Origin of the sequence: Motiliproteus sp. MSK22-1 (genome assembly GCF_001968815.1) — a bacterium.
Taxonomy (GTDB): Bacteria; Pseudomonadota; Gammaproteobacteria; order Pseudomonadales; family Balneatricaceae; genus Motiliproteus.
Genome location: NZ_MIEQ01000018.1, coordinates 96824 through 113499, shown reverse-complemented (window position 1 = coordinate 113499; position 16676 = coordinate 96824). Strand labels below are relative to the sequence as shown.

At 48.7% G+C, this 16676-nt stretch carries 15 protein-coding genes; 5 read left to right on the top strand and 10 right to left on the bottom strand.

The features are described 5' to 3' along the window. Positions 1–127 precede the first annotated feature (127 nt). Positions 128–1339 (top strand): MFS transporter, encoded by a 1212-nt coding sequence (locus tag BGP75_RS01750; RefSeq protein ID WP_076714447.1) that lies wholly within the window; start codon positions 128–130, stop codon positions 1337–1339. A 36-nt stretch (positions 1340–1375) separates the two neighbouring features. Here BGP75_RS01750 and BGP75_RS01745 read toward each other — a convergent pair whose 3' ends face one another. Further along, on the bottom strand, positions 1376–1735 hold the full coding sequence (locus BGP75_RS01745) for an STAS/SEC14 domain-containing protein (protein ID WP_076714445.1): 360 nt from the start codon (positions 1733–1735) through the stop codon (positions 1376–1378). 234 nt (positions 1736–1969) lie between these two features. Here BGP75_RS01745 and BGP75_RS01740 point away from each other — a divergent pair, with 234 nt between their 5' ends. Next, positions 1970–2647 (top strand): fumarylacetoacetate hydrolase family protein, encoded by a 678-nt coding sequence (locus tag BGP75_RS01740; protein ID WP_076714443.1) that lies wholly within the window; start codon positions 1970–1972, stop codon positions 2645–2647. 38 nt (positions 2648–2685) lie between these two features. Here the strand turns inward: BGP75_RS01740 and BGP75_RS01735 are convergent, their stop codons facing one another. The 7 genes from BGP75_RS01735 to BGP75_RS01705 all read right to left on the bottom strand — a co-directional run bounded on the left by BGP75_RS01735 (position 2686) and on the right by BGP75_RS01705 (position 10952). Further along, positions 2686–3294 (bottom strand): SCP2 domain-containing protein, encoded by a 609-nt coding sequence (locus BGP75_RS01735; protein WP_076714441.1) that lies wholly within the window; start codon positions 3292–3294, stop codon positions 2686–2688. A 56-nt stretch (positions 3295–3350) separates the two neighbouring features. Continuing rightward, positions 3351–3770, bottom strand: a complete 420-nt coding sequence (locus BGP75_RS01730) for a gamma-butyrobetaine hydroxylase-like domain-containing protein (protein WP_198939252.1) — start codon at positions 3768–3770, stop codon at positions 3351–3353. A 78-nt stretch (positions 3771–3848) separates the two neighbouring features. Continuing rightward, positions 3849–5180 (bottom strand): ATP-dependent protease ATPase subunit HslU, encoded by a 1332-nt coding sequence (gene hslU, locus BGP75_RS01725; protein WP_076714437.1) that lies wholly within the window; start codon positions 5178–5180, stop codon positions 3849–3851. A 90-nt stretch (positions 5181–5270) separates the two neighbouring features. Next, the gene (hslV, locus tag BGP75_RS01720) at positions 5271–5801 is read right to left on the bottom strand and encodes an ATP-dependent protease subunit HslV (protein WP_076714435.1); all 531 of its coding nucleotides are present in this window, start codon (positions 5799–5801) and stop codon (positions 5271–5273) included. Positions 5802–5981: 180 nt separating this feature from the next. After that, positions 5982–6665 (bottom strand): SPOR domain-containing protein, encoded by a 684-nt coding sequence (locus tag BGP75_RS01715; protein ID WP_076714433.1) that lies wholly within the window; start codon positions 6663–6665, stop codon positions 5982–5984. Positions 6666–6676: 11 nt separating this feature from the next. Then, on the bottom strand, positions 6677–8452 hold the full coding sequence (argS, locus tag BGP75_RS01710) for an arginine--tRNA ligase (protein WP_076714431.1): 1776 nt from the start codon (positions 8450–8452) through the stop codon (positions 6677–6679). A gap of 253 nt (positions 8453–8705) precedes the next feature. Further along, positions 8706–10952, bottom strand: coding sequence for a primosomal protein N' (locus BGP75_RS01705; protein WP_076714429.1), 2247 nt, complete (start codon positions 10950–10952; stop codon positions 8706–8708). A 316-nt stretch (positions 10953–11268) separates the two neighbouring features. Here BGP75_RS01705 and rpmE point away from each other — a divergent pair, with 316 nt between their 5' ends. Together rpmE and BGP75_RS01695 are read left to right on the top strand one after the other, a co-directional pair. Further along, positions 11269–11484, top strand: coding sequence for a 50S ribosomal protein L31 (gene rpmE / locus BGP75_RS01700; RefSeq protein ID WP_076714547.1), 216 nt, complete (start codon positions 11269–11271; stop codon positions 11482–11484). Between the two features lie 300 nt (positions 11485–11784). Beyond that, positions 11785–13056 (top strand): malic enzyme-like NAD(P)-binding protein, encoded by a 1272-nt coding sequence (locus BGP75_RS01695; protein ID WP_076714427.1) that lies wholly within the window; start codon positions 11785–11787, stop codon positions 13054–13056. A gap of 142 nt (positions 13057–13198) precedes the next feature. On the opposite strand, the gene BGP75_RS01690 is transcribed toward BGP75_RS01695, so the two are convergent. Next, a complete protein-coding gene (locus BGP75_RS01690) occupies positions 13199–14476 on the bottom strand; it encodes a bifunctional O-acetylhomoserine aminocarboxypropyltransferase/cysteine synthase (RefSeq protein WP_076714425.1) in 1278 nt (425 codons plus the stop codon). A gap of 239 nt (positions 14477–14715) precedes the next feature. On the opposite strand from BGP75_RS01690, the gene radA reads away from it, so the two are divergent. Continuing rightward, a complete protein-coding gene (radA, locus tag BGP75_RS01685; protein WP_076714423.1) occupies positions 14716–16083 on the top strand; it encodes a DNA repair protein RadA in 1368 nt (455 codons plus the stop codon). A gap of 156 nt (positions 16084–16239) precedes the next feature. Here radA and BGP75_RS01680 read toward each other — a convergent pair whose 3' ends face one another. Then, a complete protein-coding gene (locus BGP75_RS01680; protein ID WP_076714421.1) occupies positions 16240–16626 on the bottom strand; it encodes a PilZ domain-containing protein in 387 nt (128 codons plus the stop codon). Positions 16627–16676: the final 50 nt, after the last annotated feature.

Sequence of the window (16676 nt, the reverse complement as noted above, 5' to 3'; positions counted from 1 at the left end):
ACCGCTGGGCCTGCTTCCTTTAAAAACGATATTTACGCACAAGTTAACTGCCATGGATTTTTAAGACATTGGCCAAAAACCTGTGAATAAGCCCATTGTGGGCTCTGGAGTGGGCAGTAGAAGCACAATGATTGAAACAGGTAGCATCGCGTTTTGGCGAGCAACATTGGCTCTTTGTTTTGGCAGTTTTCTGGTATTTGCCAATCTGTATATAACCCACCCACTGATGCCATTATTTAGCAGGGAGTTTCACTTAACTCCTTTGCAGGCTTCCTGGTCATTGTCAGTTTCAATGCTGACACTAGGCATTTCATTGGTGTTTTATGGTCCTTTGTCAGATGTCCTTGGACGACGAAAAATAATGATAGTTACGCTGGCGGGAGGCATCCTGATCGGCGCCTTGATAACCCAGGTCAACAGTTATAACCAGTTACTTGCTCTGCGCGCCTTACAGGGTTTGTTCCTGGGGGGATTACCAGCTATAGCCATTGCCTACATGGGAGACGAGTTCTCTCGTAAAGCCTTACTCTTTGCCGTAGGGTTCTATATCAGTGGCAATAGTCTGGGAGGTATTAGCGGGCGTCTGGTCGGTGGATTTATCACTGAATTCAGTGACTGGAAATTTGCATTTGAGGTGATGGCTGTAGGCAGCTTGATCGGGTTACTGCTGTTTATCCAGCTACTTCCCCCTTCTAAACACTTCAGCCCACAGCCTCGTCACATCCGTGGAATGTTAAAGGGTCTCGCAGATCACCTAAGAAACCCTTTTTTATTGGCAGCTTATTTAATTGGCGGACTGAACTTCTTTATATTCTCAAATCAATACAGCTACATAACCTACGTATTGAGTGAAGCGCCCTACGGATTGACGCCAGCCCTGCTGGGGATGTTATTTCTATGCTACTTTTCGGGAACAATAGGATCAGCCATATCCGGTCGGGTTGCCCAGTATGTACCCCAATCACTTTGTATACTGCTGGGCATTATTATTCTGATGATCGGCTCCCTGGTGACATTGGCAGGTAGTCTAAGCACCATAATCACTGGTCTGCTGATCAGCAGCTTTGGTTTCTTCTTTAGTCACTCAATGGCCAGTGCCTGGGTTAACCGACATGCGATTAAAGCTCACGCCAGTGCCTCCTCTCTCTATTTAGTGTTCTATTATCTAGGTGCCAGCAGTGGTAGCTTTTATCTGGATATTTTCTGGCGTCAGTGGCACTGGTACGGTGTGATTTTTGGGTCAATGCTGATATTAGGTGCTACCGCAGCAATCGCTGTTTGGCTATATTTTCAAGAAAAAATGCAACCATGTGAAAATAAGGACCCTATTACTCTTTGAGCAAGAACGCATAACAAACTTTCGGTTTAGACCGGATCAATCTTCAAGCCAGTCCCAGGCATCATCAACATGGTCAAGGCTAAAATGACGTGCCTCCCCGTGGGTAAGCGCTTTAACAAGTCGAGCCACCCAATGCTCCCAGCGACTGTCTCCTACTATGGCTATTTTTTCGACATTACGATTAATTTCCATACCGAAGATCAGGTCATCCCAGGCCGCTTGTATATCCCAACCTCTAAAACCATCCAACTGAAAAAGCAACCGAACCTGACCAGATTCATCAATTGCAGTTTTAACGGCAGGGATCAGAAAATTCTTATAGTCATTATCAGTCAAACGACCACTAGCCAGAAATCCCAGTATTCCAGTGCTACTTTGTTCCAGTTTCATCAACATCAACAACACTCCTACCAGACAAGCCTTGGTTGCTATTAATAGCAGTAAACGACTATGGTTGCCATTATTCAGCTATCCTGTTCACCGTTTAATCAGCGATCTTGCACACAGCTTAAAAATAGAAAGCGTAACAGAAATAGCGAAAAGCATGACAGATACTGGAAATCAGACCGGGAAAGCGGCGCTTTATCCACGGTCAGGCAACGCTCAGTCAACTCAGGAGAATATCTACCGATGTCCGATCCGTACTCAGGCTACCTGCACCAATCAAATGATGGAAAAGACCTGTCCCTTCCGCCTGGAAAAGCCGTTTGTGTTGGCCGCAATTACGTGGAGCACGCGAAGGAATTAAACAACCCTGTTCCTGCAAACCCGCTACTGTTTATTAAGCCCTATACCGCAATGACGGGATTAACCCCATCGATTCAACTCCCTGTTGAGAAAGGACCCTGTCACTTTGAAACGGAACTTACCGTTCTGATTGGCAGCCCATTGACCCAGGCGAATGAGGCTCAAGCAGCGGACGCTATTGCCGGAATAGGTCTGGGACTGGATCTAACACTCAGAGACCTGCAGGATGAATTAAAGAAAAAAGGGCATCCCTGGGAGATTGCAAAAAGCTTTGATGGAAGTTGTCCTCTGTCTGCTTTTATCTCCCCCCGGAGAATTAGTAATATTGAGGATACCGAGTACAGGCTATGGGTTAATGGTGAGCTACGTCAGCACGGACAAACCCGTCAGATGATCACAGCAGTGAATAAGTTGCTATCCTATTGCAGCCAACACTTTACCCTGCTTCCAGGGGATGTAGTCCTGACAGGGACTCCAGCAGGTGTCGGAGTATTGCAACGGGGAGACTTACTGAAATTTCAGCTGGATACGCTGATGAGCTTCGAAACACAAGTAATCTAGAAAGCTTAGGAGCCGGCGAGTCGATCCTCACCTGATCGTCAATCTGGAGACTTTTCCAGTAGATCGATTCGAGCCTCGAGTCGATCTACTGTCAGCCGAAGCTGATCAACCTGATCATAAAAATGCTCAAGTTCTATCCTTGGTGGTAACAACCTGACCTCTTCGTGCAGGTAATCATCCAGATCGTCAAGCAATGACTCAGTACTCTGCTTAGCATAGGCCCGACCTTTTCTAAAAAATGCTGCAAATTGATGGGCGGCAAGATCGCCAATGGCTTCAGCCAACAAGTCTTCCCAATCAATATCGAGTTTCTGCAAACAGCTCTTTAACTCAATGGCGAGCTGTGTATCACCACTGAGCCGAATACCAGATCCAAACGTTTTCTGCTCGTCCAGGAGTATTTCGAGAAAATCTGAAGCGGCCCCTTCAATAACACAGTGCCCTTCGAGGATATGCTGATTGTCAAACTCAATGCCATCTGTAACCGGAAGAACGAAGAGCCGATACTCCGGCGCTGTTAGTCGGACCTCAATCACCTTTCCATCGAGCCGGGCCAATCGACGCAATGTTGCAGGATCTCGCTTAAAGGCTACTTTAATAGCAACTTCAAGTACGGTTTTTAAGCCATCGTTAAACAAGTCCAACATCCCCTCCCCAGAACTCTTCCTTTAGCAGTTTGTCAGCAACGCTAGTGCCATAGCTGCTAACCACCACAGCTTCCACCGCTGCCACAGGATTTTTGAACAGCAGCCATAGCCGGAGTCGTGCAAACATCCCGGCTGCCGCCAGCAGCTTCCAGACGATCAAGATATGCTTGCCAGTAAGTATCCTGATTAACACAGAGCTCCCTGAGATAACTCCAGCTGAAAAGCCCTGAATCATGACCATCATCAAAGATCAGCTTAACAGCAAAATTCCCACTGGGCTCAATACCCGTCAAGGCAACATTGCGCTTTCCTGTTTGAAGCACTTCGTTACCTTGCCCATGCCCACGCACTTCAGCAGAGGGTGATGACACCCTCAATAGCTCTGCGGGGAGCTGATAAGCCTGATCTTCATACACCAACTCCAATAGTCTGGAGCGAAGATGTAATTCGATACGTGTTGGTCGCATGTCACTCATAGCAGATACCATTCGTTCGAAAATCTGTGTCAATCTGTTCAGGACGCCAGCAATTACCAGCCAACAAAATAGCAGCGATTATAGAATATAACGGCTTAGATCCTCATCTTGAGCCAGTTCTTTTAACGCCTTGTTTACGTATTCTGCATCAATGGTCAAACTTTGTCCTGATTTATCGCTGGCCTCAAACGAGAGCTCTTCCAACAGACGCTCCATCATCGTGTGCAAACGCCGTGCACCAATATTCTCGGTACTTTCATTAACTTCGAAGGCCATCTGGGCAATTCGTTCAATCCCGTCTTCAGCAAAGCTGATAGTCAGCCCTTCAGTCCCCATTAGTGCCTGATACTGTTCGGTCAAAGATGCATCCGGTTCAGTCAGAATACGCCGGAAGTCCTCTGGCGTTAACGCACTGAGTTCGACTCGGATAGGAAGACGCCCCTGCAGCTCAGGGATTAAATCCGAAGGTTTGGAGAGATGGAAAGCGCCTGAGGCAATGAACAAAATATGATCGGTGTTAACCATACCGAACTTGGTACTAACTGTACTGCCTTCAATTAACGGCAACAAATCACGCTGCACACCTTCACGCGAGACATCGGCTCCACCCGCTTCTGCCCGCTTAGCCACTTTATCTATCTCATCCAGGAAAACAATACCGTTTTGTTCTACCACTTCGATAGCTCGCGCCTTTAGATCGTCCTCCTTTATCATTGCCGCGGCTTCTTCATCACAAAGGATTTTTAACGCATCTTTAACTTTCAGCTTACGGGTTTTCTTACGCTCAGTTCCCATATTGGAAAACATGTTCTGCAGCTGGCTGGTCATTTCTTCCATGCCAGGAGGCGCCATGATTTCAACTCCCATCGGCTGGGCACTGACTTCAATCTCTATCTCTTTATCGTCGAGCTGTCCTTCCCGCAGTTTTTTGCGGAAAAGCTGACGAGTATTGTTATTGTCGTCACGTGCTGGTTCTTCTCCAGAGCCAGACCTGGCCTGAGGAAGCAGGGCATCAAGAATTCGCTCTTCCGCGACATCGGCTGCTCGATTCTGAACCTTGGCCATCTCCTGCTCTCTGAGCATTTTGACGGCCATATCGACCAAATCACGGACGATAGATTCAACATCTCTACCGACATAACCCACTTCGGTGAACTTGGTCGCTTCTATTTTAATAAAAGGAGCATTCGCCAGCTTTGCCAAACGACGGGCAATTTCAGTTTTACCTACACCAGTGGGGCCTATCATCAGAATATTTTTTGGTGTGATTTCATTGCGCATGCCTTCTGGCAATTGCATCCGACGCCAGCGATTCCTCAGAGCTATGGCAACTGCACGCTTAGCATCTGACTGACCAATAATGTGTTTATCCAGTTCGTGAACAATTTCTCGAGGTGTCATATGGGACATGTTGATTTCTCTTCTATCGGATTACCGGGCAACAGTGCTCGTCGGCAACCATCATTATTCGTTAGTGCCAAGACTCTAGGTGCCAGCGATCTAGCCGATGCTGTCCAGCTCTTCGATAACTTGGGTGTGATTGGTAAAAACACAGATATCAGCAGCAATACTCAAGCTTTTCTCAACAATCTCTCGAGCGCCCAAGTCAGTATTTTTCAATAAAGCTTTGCCTGCCGCCTGGGCGAAATTACCACCGGAACCGATGGCTACCAGCCCTTCCTCCGGCTCAACCACATCACCATTGCCCGAAATAATCAGGGATGCATCTTTGTTAGCTACGATGAGCATAGCCTCCAGGCGACGTAATGCGCGGTCACTGCGCCAATCTTTTGCCAGCTCCACCGCCGAACGCACCAAGTGGCCTTGGTGTTTCTCCAGTTGCGCCTCAAAACGTTCAAACAGCGTAAAAGCGTCTGCGGTGCCACCGGCAAAACCCGCGATCACCTGATCATGATAAAGCCGACGCACTTTGCGAGCGTTCCCCTTCATAACTGTGTTGCCCAGCGAAACCTGTCCATCACCGCCAAGAGCTACTTTGTCATCCCGGCGCACGGATACGATCGTTGTCATGTCTTTATGCCTGTAAGTTGATTCTTTGGTATGCCAGTAAGTTGTTTCTGTAAACTGTACCCGTTAGTCGTGTCAATAATATGCTAGGGGCAAGCTATTTATATGGCACCAAGGGAAAGAAATTCAAGGCCAGCATCAATGGCTTTTAGAAAGCAGGCTCCTTAACAAGGAAGGAGCCTGTTATGGAATTTTGATTTGAAGCGGTTGAAGGCGCATACGGACCATTTGATCCTGGGCCTTATTGAGCTTGGAGCGAGATTCGAAGGGTCCTACCCGTACCCGATACCAGACAGTACCATTGGCCGAGCTGACTTTACTGGAGCTAACATTAGGCAACCCTAACAAGATTAGCTTCGCCCTTAAACTATCAGCATCAGTTGCACTTCGAAACGATCCGGCCTGTAACAGATACCGGCTATGATTTTTAGCAGACTTTGGGGTTGATTTATAGGCTTCAACCTTAGGGGGCACGACTTTGCTTTCAGGCAATAACTTATAGAACTTAAAGCCTTCTTCCTTGCCAGCGCCTGATTTATCTGAGCTTTTATCAGAGTTACTGCTAGTCGCAACCACTTTTTTGGCCGTACTGGATGTCTCTGCCTTTGCACTAGAGTGATCTTTTAATTTACCAGCCGCAGCAGGTCCTTGCTTGGTGACAGTCTTTTGAGTAGCGACAGGGTCAGGTTTTACCGTAGCCAACTTATAAAGACCATAACCAAAGCCGGGTAGCAGCAAAAGAGGCACGATCGCCAGCCAGAGCCGACGACGAGAAGGCTTTTCTACTGCCTTGGCCTTTGGTTTGAGCGCCGTACGTTTAGCCGAAGGTTTGCGCTTCTTCGGTCGATTTGCGTAATCATGAGCCATTAGAGAACTGCTTACATCAATTCCGGAGCAGAAACACCCAGCAAGCCTAAACCGTTGGCCAGCACCTGTCGGACAGCCTGACTCAGCGCCAACCTTGCATCACGTAAAGGAGCATCTTCAATCAACATTTTATTGGCGTTGTAGTAAGTATGAAAATCGCTGGCAAGATCTTTCAGGTAATGTGAGATCACATGAGGCTCATAGGCTTCAGCCGCATTTTTTAGTAGCTCGGGATACTTCGCCAGGCTGGTCATCAGATCTTTCTCATAATCCGTATCGAGAAGTTGCAGGTTATCAAGCCCCCGCTGTTGATCCCAACTCCAACCGTTTTCCTGAAGCTTACGCATAACGCTGCAGACCCGAGCATGAGCATACTGGATATAATAAACCGGATTGTCTTTGCTCTGAGATTTTGCCAACTCCAGATCAAAATCCATATGCTGCTCAGACTTGCGAGTCACGTAGAAGAAACGGGCAGCATCATTGCCGACTTCCGAACGCAAATCCCGCAGGGTGACAAAAGAGCCACTTCTTGTGGACATCTGTACCCGCTCTTCACCTCTATACAATATGGCAAATTGAACCAGGCGAACGACAAGACGTTCCGGATCAATCCCCAGTGCTTCCAAAGCAGCCTTAACCCGCGTGATATAACCGTGGTGATCGGCCCCCCAGACATTGATGACTCGATCAAAGCCTCTCTCGAACTTATTCATATGATAAGCGATATCTGAAGCAAAATAGGTCGTCTGACCGTTTGCCCGCTTTACGACCCGGTCCTTATCATCACCAAAGGCTGTTGAGCGGAACCAGATATTACCGCCCTCTTCAAAAAGGTGCCCCTTTTGCTGAAGCTTATCCAACGCTCTTTCGATACTGCTTTTTTCATCCTGATTGCTTTCCGCTAAAGAACGCTCGGAAAACCATTCCTGAAACTTGACGCCAAACCCTGCCAGATCATCACGAATGTCATCTCGAATACCGTCCAGACCAGCATCAAAAACAATCCGGTAATCCGCTTCACCCAATAACTCAAGGCAACGATCAATCAACGCATCAATATGCAATTCTTTATCGCCGCCTTCAGGCTCATCAGCCGGAATGTCTGCAAACACCTGCTCTAGCGGACGACTGAATTGTTCGCCATGGGCCTTGAATAGCTGATCAGCAATGTCATAAACATATTCACCTTTATAACCATTGCTGGGGAACGTCAGCGTCAGACCACAACGCTCCAGATAACGCAGCCAGACACTGGCCGCCAGAATATTCATCTGCCGGCCCGCATCATTGACGTAATATTCTCGCTGTACATCGTAGCCTGCGGCCTGCAAAAGATCAGCAACAGAAGCGCCGTAGGCAGCTCCCCGGCCATGACCCACATGTAAAGGCCCGGTAGGATTCGCAGAGACAAACTCCACTTGAACCCGCTCAGCGCTGGCCGGTTCAGCTAAGCCATAACCAGCGCCTGCAGCTAATACCTCACCAACCACAGCGAAGCTGCTGGCACTCGTTATAAAAAAATTGATAAAACCGGGTCCGGCAATCGTTACGTTGGAAATATTGTCACTTTTCGGCAGCTTATCACAAAGCTTCTCCGCCAATTGCCGTGGCGCGCACTTGGCCGCCTTCGCCATCGTCAAGGCTATATTGGAGGCAAAATCACCATGAGCCTTATCTTTGGTGTTTTCCACCATGATACGAGGCTCTAACTCTTGAGGCAGAACCCCTTCAGCCTTAAGGATTTCAATTGAAGCGCTCACTAGCTCTGCGATATGTTGTTTCATTGCCAACCGTCTGTATAAACTGCTTGAGTATGTAATCCAACAGCCATATCTACCAGATCCAGGCATTTTAAAGCGATGCCGACTGTTTTTCCGTAACGGACCAGTGGTGATTAGTGCTGAGCTTCGTGCAATCGTCACGAGGGATTTAAAATTAGCCGACTATTATCGCTGGAATAACTAACTATGCCAAGCTGAAGTATATGAAAGAGGTGAGTAATAATCTCATTGGAGGCTGAACCTCCTTTGACTGAACCTAAAACATCTCTGTTGGATCAATATCCAAAGACCAGCGAACCTTCTTCGCATGCTTGTTCTGCTCCAACAGCTGTACTAGTTGTGTTGCCACACCATGTAACGCCTTACGCTGATCACTATATAGCAACAACTGTGCACGATAGCGCCCCGCCCGACGTTCCATCGGAGATGGAATCGGTCCCAGTAGCTGCACCCGTTGATCGGTTAGCGGTTCAACAATCATTCTAGCCAACTGCAAAAACGCATCTGCCCTCCCAGGTGCAACCGCTTCAGCCCGTAACAAACCGTAATGACAAAATGGTGGCAGTCTGACAGCTTTACGATCAATCAGCTCCTCTCGGGCAAATGCGGTATAGCCTTGCTCAATCAGGCAGCGCAACCTTGGATGATCTGCATTTAAGGTCTGCATGACAACTTTTCCTGGTCTGTCTGAGCGCCCGGCCCGACCCGCGACCTGGAGTATCAGTTGAGCCATTTTCTCCATACCGCGAAAGTCAGCGCTGAACAACCCCGCGTCAGCATCCAGAATAGCCACTAGGGTTACCTTGGGAAAATGATGCCCCTTGGCAAGCATCTGTGTCCCCACCAATATACAGGGACCGCCATCATGAACTCGCTTCAAAATGCCTTGCATTGCATTCTTTCGTCGAGTGCTGTCGCGATCCACTCTGATCACCGAAATATCTGGAAACAACCGCTGTAATGCCTCTTCTGTACGCTCCGTACCTGCACCCATTGGATTCAGATTACGTCCTTGGCACTCGGGGCAGGTAGCCCCCACCGGGGCTTGATAATCACAATGATGACAATGCAGATGAGGCGGCCGTCGGTGCAGGGTCATATGAGCGTCACACTGAGGACAATCCGCTTGCCAGCCACAATCATGACACATTAATGTTGGAGCAAAACCGCGCCGATTAAGAAACACTAACACCTGCTCGCCTTGTTGGAGAGGTGTTTTCATTTGTTCAATCAAGGAGTCAGAAAGACCATCCTGCAATAACTGCTGTCGAATATCCAGCAACTCAAACTCGGGAGGACTGGCCTCTCCCGCCCTCTTTTCCATCTTCAGCCATCGATAACGACCTGCTTCGGCATTGGCAAAACTTTCCAGAGATGGAGTGGCGCTTCCCAGAATAATCGGTATCGATTCTGCCCGGGCTCGCATGATTCCCAGATCGCGGGCGGAGTACCGGAATCCGTCCTGTTGTTTGAATGAGCCATCGTGCTCTTCATCAATAATAATGATGCCAGGACGGATCAAAGGAGTTAAGAGTGCTGATCGAGTGCCAATCAGTATGCCGGCATGACCTTGCTGGGCCATCAACCAGGCATCAAGACGCTCTCGATCGGTAAGCCCAGAGTGAATCACGGCAACAGGTACATTAAATCTTTGCCGAAAACGCCCCACGGTTTGAGGCGTCAAGCCTATCTCTGGAACCAGAACCAGCGCTTGACGTCCCCGTTCCACTACTTTTCCAATCAGCTGCAGATAAACCTCTGTCTTGCCACTACCGGTAATACCCTGTAAAAGAAAACTTTGGAACTCTCCCATGGAAGCTGCAATCGCATCAACTGCTCGTTGCTGCTCTTCATTCAGTGCCAGCGGTACCTCCTGCAATAAACTTTCCTTAGTTTCCGGTTTATGCAGTAAAGAATGGGGCGGTGCTGTTTCACGCTGAATACGAGTCACCAACGCTTTCTCTTTCAGTCCTCTAAGCAGACTCTGGGAGAACCCCAGGGTTTTTAAAGCATCACTACTAAGACCATCTGGATGTTCACGCAAAATATCAAGAAGCTGCTGCTGTCTCTGAGTGGGATTCTTTCGCTTCGAATCAACATCAGCAAGATCAGCAGCTTCTGGTTCGCCAACCACCCATAACCACTGATGCCTGAATTGAGCTTGCTCGCCCTTTCGCAACAGTACGGGTAAAAATGAGCAAAGCGCATCACCAACCGCGTGCTGATAATAATTAGCCGCCCAGAGCCCTAATTCCAATAGATGAGCAGGCAATAGAGGCTGTAAGTCCAGGCAACGAATAGCCGGTCTGAGTTTCTCAACAGGTATGTCAGATTGCTCCGACGTCTCCAACAGCAATCCAACCAATTCACGTTTACCGAAGGGAACCAAAAAGCGCAGACCTGGCTGAAAATCATCCAGAGCACCCTCTGGTGGCAGGTAATCGAACTGTCGGCGTAAAGGGGAAGGCAGCGCCAAACGCAGAATCTGTCTCTTGCTACTCATGACTTTGCCGAAGCTCCAATTAATGACCCTCTGCCCGCCATATTGGCTAGTCGCTGAAGTGACCTGACGTTTTTGACGATCATGCTTTTTGACGGCCGCATTGTAGCATTAGATAGAAGGATGGTAACACCAGAGGGATAGGGCCAGCATAACTCAAATTTGAGACCACACTGTTCCATGCTTGCTTATCTAAAGGACTCTGTTAAAATGCGCCGCTTGTTTACATCTCCTGAATAAAATCAGGTGTGTGCTAGGTGCGGTGCTCAGCGAAAACCTGGGTGGCGGCGCGATTAAAATAGACAGAGGTCACAGTCTGATGAAAGACGGAATTCACCCTAAGTATGAAGACATTACCGCCACTTGCAGCTGCGGAAATGTAGTAAAAACCAAATCCACTATCTGCAAAGATATCCACATCGACGTATGTGGTGCCTGTCACCCATTCTACACCGGTAAGCAGAAAGTTCTGGATACAGGTGGTCGTATCGATCGCTTCAACAAGCGTTTCGGCGGTCGCAGCCTGAGCAAGTAATCGCACCATCAAGCCAGACTTGATGAATTGAGAAAAGGCACTTTTTAAGTGCCTTTTTTGTTTTCTGAACAACGAGTTAGTTTTTTTAACTCCGGCAAAAAGCTATCCCAAAAGTCAGTTTCCACCTCTGTATTTACAACCTGACTGTTCTATATCCCTCAACCTCTGTCTATTTTTTTAGACAGCAAAATCCGCTCTAACCCACGAATTTCAAGGCCTCCAGCGGTCTGACCACTTGAGGCCATATAGACTTTCGTATATGATTGCCTGCCCAAATTTTAACCGAGTTGGAAAACGAGCATGACCGAACAAGACCTGAAGAGGCGTGCCCTCGACTATCACGAATACCCCAAGCCCGGAAAAATCAGCATAGAACTGACTACACCGGCTGAAACTGCAGACGACCTGTCCTTGGCTTACAGCCCTGGCGTAGCCGAGCCGGTAAGAGCTATTGCCGAAAACCCGGATGATGCTTACCGTTATACAGCCAAGGGAAACCTGGTCGCCGTTATCTCCAACGGATCTGCGATTCTAGGTCTCGGAAACCTTGGCCCCCTGGCCAGTAAACCCGTCATGGAAGGAAAAGCGCTGTTATTCAAACGTTTTGCCGGCCTGGACTCTATCGACATTGAAGTGGACAACGAAAGTCCCCAGGCGTTTATCGATACCGTTGCTCGTATCGCTTGCTCCTTCGGCGGTATCAACCTTGAAGATATCAAAGCTCCAGAATGTTTTGAGATTGAGCGGCAGCTGATTGAGCGCTGTGATATCCCTGTGTTCCATGATGATCAGCACGGTACCGCCATAGTCACGGCCGCCGGTATGATTAACGCAATTGAGCTGGCCGGTAAGAGCCTGGAAGAAGCCAAAGTTGTCTGCCTCGGCGCCGGAGCTGCCGCAACGGCTTGCTTACGTTTGTTAATAAGCTCTGGTATCCGTCGTCATAACATTATTGTGGTGGATCGCCGTGGTGTCATTCACGACTGCCGTGGTGACCTGACGCCAGAAAAAGCCATGTTTGCTGCAATCAACACCGATCTGCGCACTCTGGACGACGCTATTGAAGGCGCAGACGTATTCCTGGGCTTAGCTGGACCAAATATGCTTTCTGCAGAGCAGCTCAAGAAGATGGCAGTAAACCCTATCGTCTTTGCCTGCGCCAACCCAGACCCTGAAATTAAACCTTCATTGGTTCACGCCACCCGCGACGATGTGATTATGGCTACCGGCCGCTCGGATTACCCCAATCAGGTCAACAATGTACTCTGCTTCCCCTATATTTTCAGGGGCGCTATGGATGTTCGTGCTCGTCACATTACTCATGAAATGAAGTGTGCCGCTGTTCAGGCAATCGCCGAACTGGCTAAAGAACCGGTACCTCAGGAGGTTGTAGATTCCTACGAAGGCATTGATTCGCTGGAATTCGGTCCGAAATACATCATCCCCAAACCAAATGACCCTCGGCTGTTAGGCCGTGTTTCAGCAGCGGTGGCTAAAGCAGCCGTTGATGTTGGTGTGGCGAAACTTCCTTATCCTGCTCATTATCCAATCAAGGATGTTAGCGAAATCTGACCAGATACAAGCTGACAAAAACCCGGCAATTGCCGGGTTTTATTAACTGCACGGTTATCATAGGCTACTGATTAGCCACGAGCTGTTCCTGTTGTCTATCTGTTCCAATATTCTATAGCTGGATACAGATTCTTTGAGTGAATTACCCCTTCGAAGCTTCCAAAGCTTGGGTAATATCCGCCAGAATATCATCAATGTGCTCAATACCGACCGACAGACGAACCATATCTTCACTGACACCCGCAGCAACCAATTCATCACCTGACAGCTGTCGATGCGTTGTACTGGCAGGATGACAGGCGAGTGACTTCGCATCGCCAATATTAACCAACCGGGTTACCAACTGAAGTGCATCAATAAACCGGGCTCCTGCTTCAGCACCACCTTTGATGCCAAAACTGAGAATTCCTGAAGGCTTTCCATCAACATAGCGTTGTGCCAACTCATAACCTGCATTCCCTTCAAGCCCCGCATAGTTCACCCAGGCCACCTGCTCTTGCTGGGCCAGGAACTGAGCAACCGCCATGGCATTATCACAATGGCGCTCCATACGTAGTGGCAGCGTTTCAATGCCCTGCAAAATCAGGAATGCATTAAAGGGAGAAATGGCAGCACCGGTATTACGAAGGGGAACAACACGACAGCGACCAATAAATGCAGCAGCTCCCAGAGCCTCTGTATAAACCACTCCATGATAAGAGGGATCAGGCTCGTTCAGCACTGGAAAGCGATCTTTATGGTCGGCCCAGGGAAATTTTCCAGAGTCAACCACGACCCCACCGATTGATGTGCCGTGACCTCCAATATACTTTGTCAGAGAGTGGACGACTATATCGGCACCGTACTCAAATGGCTTTAGCAGGCATGGAGTGGCTACTGTATTATCAACAATCAGCGGAACACCGTGACGATGAGCAACCTCAGCCAGCGCTTCAATATCCACCACGTTGCCCAAGGGGTTTCCTATAGACTCACAGAACACCGCTTTGGTGCGATCATCAATGAGAGCTTCAAGCGCAGCAAAGTCATCATGAGGGGCCATCCTCACGTCAATCCCCTGCTTAGGGAAAGTATGAGCAAACAGGTTATAAGTGCCACCATAAAGCTTGTTGATACTGACAATGTTATCACCCGCTTCCGCTATGGTCTGAATCGCATAGGTAATGGCAGCCATACCCGAGGCCAGTGCCAAAGCACCAATACCGCCCTCCATTTCGGCAACGCGCTGCTCAAGGACTGCCGTGGTCGGATTCATAATGCGGGTGTAGATATTACCCTCCACCTTCAGGTCAAAAAGATCTGCCCCATGCTGAGTACTGTCGAAAGCATAGGAGGTGGTCTGGTATAACGGGACAGCTACCGCATTAGTAGTAGGATCGGGCTGATAGCCGCTGTGTATCGCTTGGGTTTCTAATTTCATAATAGACTGCCACTCATATTCGTTGGTTTGATTATCAGAAGTGTTTGTCAGAGAACTCGTAGACTAGCTTAATTCTGATCGTGTTATCATCCCATTCCATCAATTTGGCAACACTTTTTATCCTGATCAGGCGGTACAGACTCAGCGCGGCTCATTTAACAGGCTCTGAAATTCTTGGAATCACCCATTTATGCTGATGCCGCAAACTTATCCACATCCTGCGAAAGACTTTCTTTACTATGGCCAAACAAAAAACCGCTTATGTCTGCAACGATTGCGGATCAGATTACAGTAAATGGCAGGGCCAGTGCAGTGACTGCGGAGCCTGGAATACCCTGACCGAAATTCGCCTCGGCACCCAAAAAGCTGCCAACCAGCGATTTGATGGTTATGCAGGAACCGCCGGCCAACAGACAGAGGTACAACGGCTGGCAGAAGTTGATCTGGCTGATCTCCCCCGCTTCAGCACATCCAGTTCTGAACTGGATAGAGTTCTGGGAGGTGGATTGGTACCGGGGTCTGCCATACTGATCGGTGGTAATCCTGGCGCCGGAAAAAGCACATTGTTACTGCAAACCCTATGCAAACTGGCTGAGTCCATGGAGGCGCTTTACATCACCGGGGAAGAATCATTGCAACAGGTAGCCCTGCGGGCACAGCGGCTAGGATTACCGACTGATAAATTAAAGATGCTGTCTGAAACCAGTGTTGAATCAATTTGCCAGATAGCTCAAACCCATCAACCGAAAGTCATGGTGGTGGACTCGATACAGGTTGTTCATATGGCTGACGTGCAATCAGCACCCGGCAGCGTATCCCAGGTCAGGGAAAGTGCCGCCTACCTGACCCGCTATGCCAAGCAAACCCATACCGTACTTTTTTTAGTCGGTCACGTCACCAAGGATGGCTCCCTGGCAGGTCCAAAGGTACTGGAGCATATGATCGATTGCTCATTACTTCTTGAAGGCAGTCACGACAGCCGTTTTCGGACCCTTCGGGGACAAAAAAACCGCTTCGGTGCTGTCAATGAGCTCGGTGTTTTTGCCATGCTTGAGGAAGGTCTCAAGGAAGTGAAAAATCCCAGCGCTATCTTTCTGAATCGCTCTCAACAACCAAACTCTGGTAGTTTAGTCATGGTTATCTGGGAGGGAACCCGCCCCATGCTGGTGGAAGTTCAGGCGTTGGTAGATGAAAGTCATATGAGCAATCCAAGACGTATCGCTGTGGGACTGGATTCCAACCGACTGGCTATGCTGCTTGCAGTCTTGCACCGCCACGGCGGACTCCATACCGGTGATCAGGATGTTTTTGTTAACGTTGTCGGGGGAGTTAAAGTTTTAGAAACCAGCGCGGACCTGGCACTGCTGCTATCGATCGTATCCAGTCTAAGAGATCGCCCTCTACCCTTAGATCTTGTGGTCTTTGGTGAAGTTGGACTGTCCGGCGAAATACGCCCGGTTCCCAGTGGCCAGGAACGAATCAGGGAAGCTGCCAAACATGGTTTCAAAAGGGCTATTGTGCCCAAAGCCAATTGCCCGAAAGAACTGCCAACAGGAATGGAAGTTATCGCCGTTGAGCACCTCAATCAGGCATTGGATGCAATCTGACTAGTAACATCAGACTGGTTGGAAAAACGTGACTGGTGACAAGACAGTTGCCACCAGCTACCTCTGAAATAAACTGGCTCGTTTCAAAGCCAGCAATTCGTGTATCGAAAACGGCGACTCTTGCTGCACAAGTATCGCTTCAATCCCCAGGGTAACTCAGCCTTTATCAGACGCATCTTCAACCAGATGCTCCAGCTCCCTGTCGAGAAGATCAGGATCGCCCAGATTCAGCTCAATTAAACGACGCAAATGACTGATACTTTCCAGTTCAACGGCTCCACATACCAAGCCCAAATAGGGTGGATGAATTCTGGCTAGCTTTACCGGCAGCTCCAGCATAATCTCTCCACCCGCCAAATAAACCACTGCCTTGAAATCTGCCCCCATGTCGGCACATAGATCCTGTGGCTGCTTTACCAGCAGACCGTGCAGGGAAATATCCACCAATTCAACGGTCCAGGAATTATCTCCCTGACGCAGCTCAGTCTTGGCGTCAAATGAGACCCGGGTAAAACGGCGCCTCTCAGACTGCTGATCATCCATAGTTACCACGGCCTACCTCCAAAACAGGAAACACTGTAAAAATACACTAT

What these genes read in the sequence shown, in the direction of transcription:
- BGP75_RS01690 (WP_076714425.1), bottom strand. Translation starts at nt 14,476, where the DNA reads ATGAAATTAGAAACCCAAGCGATACACAGCGGCTATCAGCCCGATCCT.
- hslV (WP_076714435.1), bottom strand. Translation starts at nt 5,801, where the DNA reads ATGACAACGATCGTATCCGTGCGCCGGGATGACAAAGTAGCTCTTGGC.
- BGP75_RS01695 (WP_076714427.1), top strand. Translation starts at nt 11,785, where the DNA reads ATGACCGAACAAGACCTGAAGAGGCGTGCCCTCGACTATCACGAATAC.
- rpmE (WP_076714547.1), top strand. Translation starts at nt 11,269, where the DNA reads ATGAAAGACGGAATTCACCCTAAGTATGAAGACATTACCGCCACTTGC.
- BGP75_RS01705 (WP_076714429.1), bottom strand. Translation starts at nt 10,952, where the DNA reads ATGAGTAGCAAGAGACAGATTCTGCGTTTGGCGCTGCCTTCCCCTTTA.
- hslU (WP_076714437.1), bottom strand. Translation starts at nt 5,180, where the DNA reads ATGTCCCATATGACACCTCGAGAAATTGTTCACGAACTGGATAAACAC.
- BGP75_RS01680 (WP_076714421.1), bottom strand. Translation starts at nt 16,626, where the DNA reads ATGGATGATCAGCAGTCTGAGAGGCGCCGTTTTACCCGGGTCTCATTT.
- BGP75_RS01735 (WP_076714441.1), bottom strand. Translation starts at nt 3,294, where the DNA reads ATGTTGGACTTGTTTAACGATGGCTTAAAAACCGTACTTGAAGTTGCT.
- BGP75_RS01745 (WP_076714445.1), bottom strand. Translation starts at nt 1,735, where the DNA reads ATGTTGATGAAACTGGAACAAAGTAGCACTGGAATACTGGGATTTCTG.
- radA (WP_076714423.1), top strand. Translation starts at nt 14,716, where the DNA reads ATGGCCAAACAAAAAACCGCTTATGTCTGCAACGATTGCGGATCAGAT.
- BGP75_RS01750 (WP_076714447.1), top strand. Translation starts at nt 128, where the DNA reads ATGATTGAAACAGGTAGCATCGCGTTTTGGCGAGCAACATTGGCTCTT.
- BGP75_RS01715 (WP_076714433.1), bottom strand. Translation starts at nt 6,665, where the DNA reads ATGGCTCATGATTACGCAAATCGACCGAAGAAGCGCAAACCTTCGGCT.
- BGP75_RS01730 (WP_198939252.1), bottom strand. Translation starts at nt 3,770, where the DNA reads ATGAGTGACATGCGACCAACACGTATCGAATTACATCTTCGCTCCAGA.
- argS (WP_076714431.1), bottom strand. Translation starts at nt 8,452, where the DNA reads ATGAAACAACATATCGCAGAGCTAGTGAGCGCTTCAATTGAAATCCTT.
- BGP75_RS01740 (WP_076714443.1), top strand. Translation starts at nt 1,970, where the DNA reads ATGTCCGATCCGTACTCAGGCTACCTGCACCAATCAAATGATGGAAAA.